Raw genomic sequence first — 11,019 nt, forward strand, 5'->3', positions numbered from 1 at the left:
AAAATACGTTGATTGATTATGACAAAATTCTAAAACCAAGCAGTTTATAATTTATAGTAAAGGAGGGGGAGAGATGATTGTTTATGTAGATATGATTCTAATTGAAAACTTTATAGTAAATTTATTTTTATTATTAATAACTTTTAAAGTACTTAGATATCAGTATTATAAGAGTATTTACTTGTCAGCTATAATAGGTTCTTTATATACTTTAGTATTATTTTATGATAATAAAGTACTTGTTTCCATACCTTTTAAATTGATGGTAGCTATTTTAATGATAATAATTAGTTTAAAAAGTATTAATTTATTAAAGACTATGAAATCATTGTTATCCTTTATAATATCATCTTTTATATTATGTGGATTAACTTTTTCTTTTTCCTTCTTAGAAAATTACTATAGTATTTTTAATTCCTATAGTATAAAGAATTACTCATTAAAATATTTAATAATTTCCTTGATGTGTTTTTATATTGTTTCACTTAGAGTAGCAGACTATATTAAAGACAGAGCAAAGGTTAGTAATTTTATTTATGATATTGAAGTGAGTAATGAAAAGAAAACTATATTTATAAAAGGCTTATTAGATACAGGAAATGCATTAACAGAACCAGTGACTAATTTACCTTGTATAATTGTGGAAAAAGATTTTTTAGAAGAGTTTAGTATTAAAAATAGCGAAGAGTTTACAATTCCATTTAAAACTATTGGAGAGGAAGGAAATCTTAAGGGATTTAAGATTAAAGATGTAAAGATAAGAGGGGCTGATATGGAGTGGAAGATTGTAGATGTTGTTATTTGTAAATGTAAGAATAAGTTAAGTAAAGAAAATGAGTTTAATGCATTATTATCAAGAGGAGTAATTTAAGGATATGATGAGTTTAAGAGTATTACTAAATAAGATACTAGTAAAGCTAGGTATATTTAATAAAGAAGTATTTTATGTGGGAGGAAGTGAAGCACTACCACCACCGCTGAAAAAGGAAGAAGAAGAGGAATTAGTAGAAAAGTTAATACATGGAGATGAATCTATAAGAGATATTCTAATAGAGAGAAATTTAAGACTGGTTGTATATATAGCAAGAAAGTTTGAAAATACAGGTGTAGGTGTAGAGGATTTAATTTCTGTTGGTACAATAGGGCTTATTAAAGCAGTAAACACTTTTAATCCTGAGAAAAAAATAAAACTTGCAACATATGCATCTAGGTGTATAGAAAATGAAATATTAATGTATTTAAGAAGAAATAGCAAGGTAAAAGCTGAAATATCTTTTTATGAACCTTTAAATATAGATTGGGATGGAAATGAATTGTTATTATCTGATATTTTAGGAACTGAAAATGACACTGTATATAATTTAATTGAAGATGAGGTGGATAGGGAACTATTATTTTTAGCTCTTAAGAATCTAAATGATAGAGAAAAAGAAATAGTTAGATTAAGATTTGGGTTAAATGGAACTAGAGAAAAGACTCAAAAAGAGGTGGCAGATATGCTAGGTATATCACAATCTTATATTTCTAGGCTAGAAAAGAAAATAATTAGTAGATTAAAAAAAGAAATCAATAAAATGATTTAGGGTTGTCTTGGTATAAAACATATTACTATCGGGGATACTTTTTAATGCAGTATGTTATTACTTCATAAGGAGTTGATAAGCTTGATTATTAATAAGGTAGAAATATGTGGAGTGAATACATCCAAGTTACCTGTATTAAAAGAGAAAGAAAAAAGAGAGCTACTTTTAAAGATGAGAGATGATGGAGATAAAAGTGCTAGGGAATCATTTATAAAAGGAAATTTAAGATTAGTTTTAAGTGTAATTCAAAGATTTAATAATAGAGGTGAAAATGTTGATGATTTATTTCAAGTTGGATGTATTGGCTTAATGAAAGCTATTGATAATTTCGATTTAGGTCAAAATGTAAAATTTTCTACCTATGCAGTTCCTATGATTATAGGAGAAATAAGACGATATTTAAGAGATAATAACTCTATTAGAGTAAGTAGATCCTTAAGGGATATTGCATACAAGGCATTGCTCGTAAGAGATAAGCTAATTAAAGATAATAATAAGGAACCGACTGTATCACAAATTGCAAAAGAACTTAACTTACCTAGAGAAGAAGTTGTATTTGCATTAGATGCTATTCAAGATCCGGTGTCTTTGTTTGAACCGATTTACCACGATGGCGGAGATGCAATATATGTAATGGATCAAATAAGCGATTCTAAAAATACTGATGAAAGTTGGCTTGAGAATATTTCCATAAAAGAGGCTATGAAAAAACTTAATGACAGAGAAAAACTTATACTAACTTTACGATTTTTTAATGGAAGAACTCAAATGGAAGTGGCTGATGAAATTGGAATTTCACAAGCTCAAGTATCACGATTGGAAAAAACTGCATTAAAGCATATGAGAAAATATGTTTAGAGCTCTTTACAGAGCTCTTAAAAAGAAAATATTATGTACAAGCTTTTATGAAATGGGGGATTATTATGGGTTTTTTTGATAATAATGAATTTGAAAATGAAGAAGTAATTGAAGATAGTGGTATAACATTACATTCTTTAAATGCCTTAAGAACAATGGAAGTAATAGACATAAAAACTGGCTCTAAGGTTGGATTTATAAAAGATTTTGTTATAGATATAAAAGAAAGTAGGATAGTATCTATTTTATTACCAGGAATGGCTAAAGGATGGTTTGGAAAAGAAGAGGATATAGAAATACCATGGAATAAGGTTAAGAAAGCAGGAATTGAAGTGGTATTGGTAGATAGTAGTGAAGTGGATGGTCTTAAGAAGTAAAAAATCCTAGCAAATAATAAGGAAAAAATGTATAATTTATATTGTACTAGATAAGTTAGGAAAGGCGTGAATTAAATGAGGTGTCCATTTTGTTCCTTTGAGGAAAGTAAAGTAGTAGATTCAAGATCAACTGATGATAATACTACAATTAGAAGGCGTAGAGAATGTTTAAAATGTAGTAAAAGATATACTACATATGAAAAAGTAGAAGATATTCCTATTCTTGTTGTTAAAAGGGATTCTACAAGGGAAAACTTTAATAGAGAAAAGATAATTAATGGATTAATTAGAGCATGTCAAAAAAGACCTATTTCTAGAATGCAAATTGAAGCAATGGCTGAAGATATTGAAAAAACAATTAGTAATAAAATGATTACTGAAGTAAACTCAAAAAATATTGGGGAAATGGTAATGGATAGACTTAAAGATATTGACGAGATATCTTATGTAAGATTTGCATCTGTATATAGGGAATTTAAAGATATTAATACATTTTTAGAAGAAATAAAAAACTTAGTTCATAAAAAATAGGACTGTTTATAATGATTTAAGGATCGTTTTAGCAGTCCTTTTTCATTTGTATTTGTTTATTTTAGATAAGTACTGATATTCAACTATATTTAAAGTTAAGTTAAAAATAAGTTAAAATATAATGAGACAAGCTAAAATAAATAGAAAAAAGTCTATATTAATGGTAAAATTAATAAAAATATAATAATGAGGTGAATTAATGAAAATCTTGTATGCTAAAGATTTTAATAGGGTTTTAGACTTCTTAACAATAAACTTAGATGGAGTAACAGTAGCCTTTTCAACTGCAGAAAGTGACAGAAGCTTTAATAGACATAGAGACTATGGTGTAAACAATCTAAATAGCATTGTTAAAGATTTTAATATAAATAATGTAAAATATTTAAATCAAATTCATAGTGATGAGGTACTTGTTTATAGAAATGATTTTGAAAATATTATCGATAAAGAAGGAGATGCTTTAATTACTAGTGAAAAAGAATGTGCTATTGGAGTATTTACAGCTGATTGTGTTCCTATTATTATAGTTGATGATAAAAATAAGGCTATAGCTGCTATTCATAGTGGGTGGAAAGGAACTTATAGTTCAATAGTTACAAGAACCTTAGAAAAAATGATGGATGAATTTAATATAGATATAGATAAAACTAAAATTTTTATTGGGCCGCATATTAGACAGTGCTGCTATGAAGTATCGGAAGACCTTAAGGAAAAGTTTATAGATAAGACAAATATAGATAGCAATATTTTATTTAAGGGAAGAAATCTTAGTTTAGAAGAATGTATTTTAAAGGATGTTAGAGAGTTTGGTATAAAAGAAGATAATATATATTCTTTAGATCTTTGTACTCATTGTGAAGAGGATATAAAGCTATTTTCTTATAGAAAATCTGTAGGAACATATGGAAGATTATTTTCATTTGCTTTTATTAAATAGGGAGGTTTAGTTATGCAAGAAAAAATATTAGTGGTAGATGATGAAGATCATATTGTAGAGCTTATAAGTTATAACTTAATTAATTCAGGATATACAGTTTTAACTGCAAACAATGGTTTAGATGCTGTAGGTTTAATTAAGAAGGAAAGTCCTAATTTAGTATTACTAGATTTAATGCTTCCTGGTTTAGATGGGTTTGATGTATGTAAATCTGTTAGAAGTGATGCTGAAACAAAGGATATTTCAATAATTATGCTGACAGCTAAGGGTGAAGAGCTTGATAAGATATTAGGGCTTGAACTTGGAGCAGATGATTATATAACAAAGCCTTTTTCAATTAGAGAGCTTTTAGCAAGAATAAAAGCTATTTTAAGAAGGACAAAATCCTCATCTGCAAATGAAGAAATCTTTAAGACTAACGAAATATATATTAATTTTGAGAGAAGAGAAGTATCGATTTTAGGTAATAAAATTGATTTAACTTTAAAAGAATTCGAACTTTTAGAAATTCTCGTTAAAAATAGAGGTAAGATATTAACTAGGGAAACTCTATTAGATAAAATATGGGGATATGAATATGTAGGTGAAACTAGAACTGTTGATGTTCATATAAGATATTTAAGAAAGAAAATTGAAGTAGACGATAAGAATCCCAAATTTATAGAAACTATAAGGGGAGTAGGATATAGATTTAATCCTAATTATAATTAAATTATGAAAAAAAGAATACTTTTTTCATCTTTAATTACAGTAATCTTTGCATTAATAATTGTAACATGTTCATTTATTGCCTTAGTAAATATAAAGGGAATAGAAGTTACTAAAGAAACTTTGAAGACATATAATGATATATTAATAAAGACTAATAGCCTAAATAGTGATTTTATAGAGGAGTTTCAAATAAATAACTCAGAGGTTAGATTTACTTTTGTAGATAAAAATGGAAATGTAATTAAGGATACAGAAAATAAAAGTTTGGAAAATCATTTAAACAGAGAAGAAGTATTAGGTGCTTTTGAATCAGGAGAAGCCTCAGCAACTAGACTTAGTGATACTCAAGGTGTTAATGTAGTATATTTTGCAACTAAGGTAAATGATGATTTAGTTTTACGATCTTCAGTACCATTAAATACTATTGAATTTTTTACAGCAGATTATACAAAGTACTATTTAATAATAATCTTGCTTGTACTATTGTTATCTATAGGCCTTTCATTAAAATTAATTAGAGCTATTATATATCCATTAAAGGAGCTAAAATCAGTAACTAATAAAATTGCAAATGGAGACTATAGTAGAAGGGTTAATATATTTACTAATGATGAAATAGGTTCTTTAGCCAATACATTTAACAATATGGCAGATCAATTACAATCTAAAATAAGTGATTCATTAGATAAACAAAATAAACTAGAGGCTATACTTGAGAGCATGGAAAGTGGAGTAATTGCAGTAGATAATAATAAAAAGGTTATTTTAATTAATCCATATGCTAAAAATCTTTTTGGAATTGAAGGAGATATAATAGGAGAAAATATATCAGAACATATTATTGACTATGATTTAATTAGTTTTATTAAAAGTATACATGAAATTGAAACTAAAGAAATTAAGCTTATGCATCCTATAGAAAGAGAGCTTAGGATAAAAAAAGCTCCGATAATTAATTATAGAAAAATGCCTATGGGTGTAGTAGTTAGTGTATTAGATATTACAGATATAAAAAGATTAGAGAATATAAGAAGTCAATTTGTTGCAAATGTATCTCACGAACTAAAAACTCCTTTGACATCTATAAAAGGATTTGCAGAAACATTAAAATATGTTGAAGATACTACTACAAGAGAAAAATTCCTAGATATAATAGATAAAGAAGCAGAAAGGTTAACTAGTTTAATAAATGATATTTTAATTTTATCTAATATAGAAAATAGCAATAAGATGATAGAAGATGAATTCACTCCAAGTGAAGTTATAGAAGATGTCATAAATATGTTTACAACTAATGTCAATAAAAACGAAGTAATAATTAATTATGAAGGCAATAAAGGAATAGTGCTTATTGGAGATAAAGATAAGTTCTTTCAAATGATGCTTAACCTAGTTGAGAATGCTATTAAGTATTCTGTTTCAAAAACAATTATTAAAATTAACTCATATGAAAGAGGGGGTTACTACTTTGTTATAGTAGAGGATAATGGTATAGGAATACCTAAAGAAGATTTACCAAGAATTTTTGAAAGATTTTATAGAGTTGATAAATCTAGGGCAAAAGGTGGAACAGGTTTAGGTTTAGCCATAGTTAAACATATAGTAAAGATATTTAATGGAGAGATATATGTTAAATCAGTTTTAAATGAAGGAACTAAGTTTACTATAAAACTTAGGAAGTCAAAAAGGTTAAAAGATATTAATTATTAAATTAAGGAGCTGCTAATAGGCAGCTTCTTTGTTTTTAAGAATATTTTGTAGTATCGCAAGTTTTATATAAAACATAGTTAGAGAAATGATGAGGATTATACATCTATGTAATTATATGGATAGTTTTGTTAAATACATTTAACAATTTCATAACTTTTCTTAACTTTTAACTAATATTATCTTAACTTTTAGAGATTATGATAAGTATGTAAAGTAAATAAAAACGGCGAAACGTCAATTTGGAGGAGAATTTTATGAAAAGAAAAAGTTTAAAACTTTTATGTACTGCATTACTAATTTCTATGGTAGGGGGAGTAGTTGCAGGTTGTGGAAATTCAGAAGATAAGACAGAAGCTAATAGCTCTGAATCAGTAACTATATCTATATCAGGATCTACTTCTGTAGGACCTTTAATGGAAAAAGTTGCTGAAAAATATGAAGGTGCTAATAGCAATGTTTCTATTGAAATTAACCAAGTTGGATCATCAGCAGGAATTAAGGATGCAATAAATGGAGTTTCTGAAATAGGAATGTCTTCAAGAGAACTTAAGGCTGAAGAAGAAAGCCAAGTTAAATCTAATGTTATTGCATATGATGGAATAGCAATTATAACAAATAAAAACAATCAAATTAAAAACATAACTTTAGATCAAATTAAAGGAATATATACAGGACAAATAACTAACTGGAATCAAATAGATGGCGGAAAGGATGCACCAATAGTAGTAGTATCAAGAGAAGAAGGATCAGGAACTAGAGATGCATTCCAAGAAATAGTTGGTTATAAATCAGAAGAGTTAAAAGCAGATGCTATGATATCTAATGGTAATGGTGGAGTTAAAGAAACTGTAGCTTCAAATGACAACGCAGTTGGATTCGTTTCATTCGAATACTTAGATGATGAAGTTAATATAGCAAATGTAGAAAATGTAGAACCTAAGGCAGATTTAGTTAAATCAGGACAATATAAAATTTCAAGACCATTCTTATTAGTAAATAAGGATGGAGAATTAAGCGAAGATGGACAAAAACTTATAGATTTTATATTAAGTGATGAAGGACAAGCAATAGTTAAAGAAAACAAGTTAATCCCAGTTAAGTAGTAGCTTGATATATTAAGAATGCCCTGAATCTCGGGCATTCTTACTTTCATAGGAGAGTGTATTAATGTTAAATGTTAAAAGAAATAACAATAATAAATATGTAATAGAAAATGTATCTAAGGCAATATTTTTAGTAAGTGCTCTTATTGCAGTAGTAAGCTTATTATTAATTATAGGCTTTGTATTTTATAAAGGACTTACACCTTTTGTAAGTAAAGGATATTCTTTTAAGGACTTTTTCTTTGGTACTAAGTGGATACCAAGTTCAGATAAGTTTGGAATATTACCTATGGTATTAGCTTCAATGTTTGGAACATTAGGTTCTTTAGTGCTAGGAGTGCCAATAGGAATATTAACAGCTGTATTTATAGCTGAAATTGCACCTAAAAGAATAGGGAAAATTATATCTGGAGCAGTAGAACTTTTAGCAGGAATTCCATCAGTATTATATGGGGTTTTTGGTTTGGCAGTTATAGTTCCTTGGATTATGAATACATTTAATTTACCAAAGGGACAAAGCTTATTAGCAATTATTATAGTATTATCAATTATGATGCTGCCAACAATAGTTACAGTTTCAGAAACTGCAATAAGAGCAGTTCCTAAATCATATAAAGAGGGTTCTTTAGCTTTAGGTGCTTCTCATATAGAAACTACCTTTAAGGTTGTACTTCCAGCTGCAAAATCTGGTATATTGGCAGCTGTAGTTTTAGGTATAGGTAGAGCAATTGGTGAAACTATGGCAATTATATTAGTTGCAGGTAATTCGCCAGTAATTCCTACTTCAATAATGGATTCGGTAAGACCATTGACTACTAATATAGCACTGGAAATGGGATATGCCTTTGGCACTCATCAAGAAATGCTATTTGCAACAGGAGTTATATTATTCTTATTTATACTATTATTAAATTTAGTTTTAAGTAAACTTTCTAATAAGGAAGGTAAATAATTATGAGAAAATTTAAAGAGAATTTATTGAAATTAATGCTTTGGTTATCAGCTATAGTTACAGTAGCAGTTTTAGTATTTATTTTAGGATTTATATTTATTAAAGGTTATAAATTGATTAACATAGATTTTGTTACTAAGAATTACTCACCATCAGGTGGGGGTGGAATACTACCAATGATAATTTCTACTTTATATACAGTATTTATTTCTATTATAGTAGCAACGCCAATTGGAGTATTAGCAGCAATATATTTAACTGAATATGCAAAGCAAGGGGCAGTAGTAAAGCTTATTAGATTTGCTACAGAAAGTTTATCTGGAATACCATCTATAGTTTATGGTTTATTTGGTTCTATATTCTTTGTAATTACATTAAAGTTCGGTTATTCACTACTTGCAGGATCTTTAACCGTTGCAATTATTATTTTACCTGTAATAATAAGAACTACAGAAGAAGCTTTAAAAGCAGTACCGACATCATATAAAGAAGCATCTTTAGGTCTTGGTGCAACTAGGTTTCAAACTTTATACAAAGTGGTAGTTCCAAGTGCTCTTCCAGGAATACTTGTAGGTGTTATTCTTTCAATTGGACGTGTAGTTGGAGAATCTGCAGCTATATTATTAACTGCTGGTACAGTAGCTAAGATGCCTAAAGGAATAATGTCTAGTGCAAGAACTTTAACAGTTCAATCTTATTTAGTTACTCAAGAAGCTGGAGATATAGAACAAGCAGCTGCTGTTGGAATAGTGTTAATAGCAATTATATTAGTTTTAAATATATTAGCTAAACTTATTACTAAAAAGTTTAGTAAGGCAAATTATTAAAAAAGTGCTATGAGGTGTAAAGTATGTCAAATGAACAAGTAAAAAAGATTAAAGTTCGTGATTTGAATTTATATTATGGAGATAATCAAGCGTTAAAAAACATAAACATAGATTTAGAAGCAAATAAAGTAACTGCATTTATAGGACCATCTGGATGTGGAAAGTCCACATTTTTAAGAACATTAAATAGAATGAATGATTTAATAGATGGAGTAAAAATAGATGGAGAAATTTTAGTAGATGGAGAAGATATATATAAGAGTAAAGATGTAATAGCTCTTAGAACTAAGGTAGGCATGGTATTCCAAAAGCCAAATCCTTTTCCAATGTCTATATATGATAATATAGCTTACGGTCCTAGATTACATGGTATTAAAGATAAAAAAACTCTTGATGAAATAGTTGAGAAAAGCTTAAAAGGTGCAGCTCTTTATGATGAAGTGAAAGATAGACTTAAAAAGAGTGCCCTAGGATTATCAGGTGGTCAACAACAAAGGTTATGTATAGCTAGAACTATTGCTGTTTCTCCAGAAATTATTTTAATGGATGAACCAACTTCGGCTTTAGATCCAATTTCTACAAATAAAATGGAAGAATTAATGGAAGAATTAAAGAAAAAGTATACAGTAATAATAGTTACTCATAATATGCAACAAGCAGGAAGAATAGCAGATAAAACAGCATTTTTCTTAAATGGAGAAATTATCGAGTATGCTGATACAGAAGAAATATTCTATAGACCAAAGGATAAGAGAACAGAGGATTATATTACTGGAAGATTCGGTTAAAAATTATAAGAGGTGATTTGGAAATGATGAGAGAATTGTTAAGTAATAAAATTAAGATGCTTAACTCTGAATTGATTGAGATGGCTAGTTTAGTAGAAAAGCAAATTATAGATAGTATGAAAGCCTTAAAAGAGCAAGATGTAAAACTTGCAAAAACTGTAATAAAAAATGATGATAAAGTAGATAATCTTCAACAGGTTATTGAAGAAAAGTGTATTAAGTTTATGGCTACTGAATCCCCAGTTGCAGGAGATTTAAGAAGTATTTATACAACTACTAAAGTAGTTACAGATTTAGAAAGAATGGCAGACTATGCAGTAGATATTTGTAAAATAGTACCGATTGTTAAAGGTGTTGACTTCTCAGAAGATATATCTCCAGTGTGGGAACTTGTAGATATAGTTACCAATATGATTAAGCTTGCAATTGAAGCCTATGTAAAAGGTGATGAAAAGGCAGCTTATGAAATTTGTGATATGGATGATAAGGTAGACCAAATTTATAGAGGAATGTTTGGTATAGTTTTAAAGAAGATGGTAAAAGACGAATCAATGATAAATCAAGGAACACAAATATTATTTGCTTCTAAGTATTTAGAAAGAATAGGAGACCATGTAACTAATCTTTGTGAATGGATTATAT

At 28.1% G+C, this 11,019-nt stretch carries 13 protein-coding genes; all 13 read left to right on the plus strand.

Features of this window, described 5'->3' with window-relative positions; all coding sequences use genetic code 11:
- Positions 1-73: 73 nt before the first annotated feature.
- A complete protein-coding gene (locus E6248_RS08290) occupies positions 74-871 on the plus strand; it encodes a sigma-E processing peptidase SpoIIGA (protein WP_316340347.1) in 798 nt (265 codons plus the stop codon).
- A 4-nt stretch (positions 872-875) separates the two neighbouring features.
- Positions 876-1,583 (plus strand): RNA polymerase sporulation sigma factor SigE, encoded by a 708-nt coding sequence (gene sigE, locus E6248_RS08295; RefSeq protein ID WP_316340348.1) that lies wholly within the window; start codon positions 876-878, stop codon positions 1,581-1,583.
- Positions 1,584-1,664: 81 nt separating this feature from the next.
- On the plus strand, positions 1,665-2,441 hold the full coding sequence (gene sigG / locus E6248_RS08300; protein ID WP_316340349.1) for an RNA polymerase sporulation sigma factor SigG: 777 nt from the start codon (positions 1,665-1,667) through the stop codon (positions 2,439-2,441).
- A 65-nt stretch (positions 2,442-2,506) separates the two neighbouring features.
- On the plus strand, positions 2,507-2,818 hold the full coding sequence (locus E6248_RS08305) for a YlmC/YmxH family sporulation protein (protein WP_316340350.1): 312 nt from the start codon (positions 2,507-2,509) through the stop codon (positions 2,816-2,818).
- A 75-nt stretch (positions 2,819-2,893) separates the two neighbouring features.
- A complete protein-coding gene (nrdR, locus tag E6248_RS08310) occupies positions 2,894-3,349 on the plus strand; it encodes a transcriptional regulator NrdR (protein ID WP_316340351.1) in 456 nt (151 codons plus the stop codon).
- A 199-nt stretch (positions 3,350-3,548) separates the two neighbouring features.
- Entirely contained in the window at positions 3,549-4,286 is a 738-nt protein-coding gene (gene pgeF / locus E6248_RS08315; RefSeq protein WP_316340352.1) for a peptidoglycan editing factor PgeF, read from the plus strand.
- A 12-nt stretch (positions 4,287-4,298) separates the two neighbouring features.
- On the plus strand, positions 4,299-4,997 hold the full coding sequence (locus E6248_RS08320) for a response regulator transcription factor (protein ID WP_316340353.1): 699 nt from the start codon (positions 4,299-4,301) through the stop codon (positions 4,995-4,997).
- A 3-nt stretch (positions 4,998-5,000) separates the two neighbouring features.
- Positions 5,001-6,707 (plus strand): ATP-binding protein, encoded by a 1,707-nt coding sequence (locus E6248_RS08325; RefSeq protein WP_316340354.1) that lies wholly within the window; start codon positions 5,001-5,003, stop codon positions 6,705-6,707.
- A gap of 254 nt (positions 6,708-6,961) precedes the next feature.
- On the plus strand, positions 6,962-7,810 hold the full coding sequence (locus tag E6248_RS08330) for a phosphate ABC transporter substrate-binding protein (protein WP_316340355.1): 849 nt from the start codon (positions 6,962-6,964) through the stop codon (positions 7,808-7,810).
- 64 nt (positions 7,811-7,874) lie between these two features.
- On the plus strand, positions 7,875-8,762 hold the full coding sequence (pstC, locus tag E6248_RS08335; RefSeq protein ID WP_316340356.1) for a phosphate ABC transporter permease subunit PstC: 888 nt from the start codon (positions 7,875-7,877) through the stop codon (positions 8,760-8,762).
- Between the two features lie 2 nt (positions 8,763-8,764).
- Complete coding sequence (pstA, locus tag E6248_RS08340) at positions 8,765-9,589, plus strand: phosphate ABC transporter permease PstA (protein ID WP_316340358.1); 825 nt, start codon at positions 8,765-8,767, stop codon at positions 9,587-9,589.
- Between the two features lie 23 nt (positions 9,590-9,612).
- Positions 9,613-10,377 (plus strand): phosphate ABC transporter ATP-binding protein PstB, encoded by a 765-nt coding sequence (pstB, locus tag E6248_RS08345; RefSeq protein WP_136004741.1) that lies wholly within the window; start codon positions 9,613-9,615, stop codon positions 10,375-10,377.
- A gap of 23 nt (positions 10,378-10,400) precedes the next feature.
- Positions 10,401-11,019 (plus strand): phosphate signaling complex protein PhoU (gene phoU / locus E6248_RS08350; protein WP_316340359.1); only part of this gene is annotated, 619 nt, incomplete at its 3' end.

The organism is Clostridium sp. (assembly GCF_032552055.1).
GTDB lineage: Bacteria > Bacillota > Clostridia > Clostridiales > Clostridiaceae > Clostridium.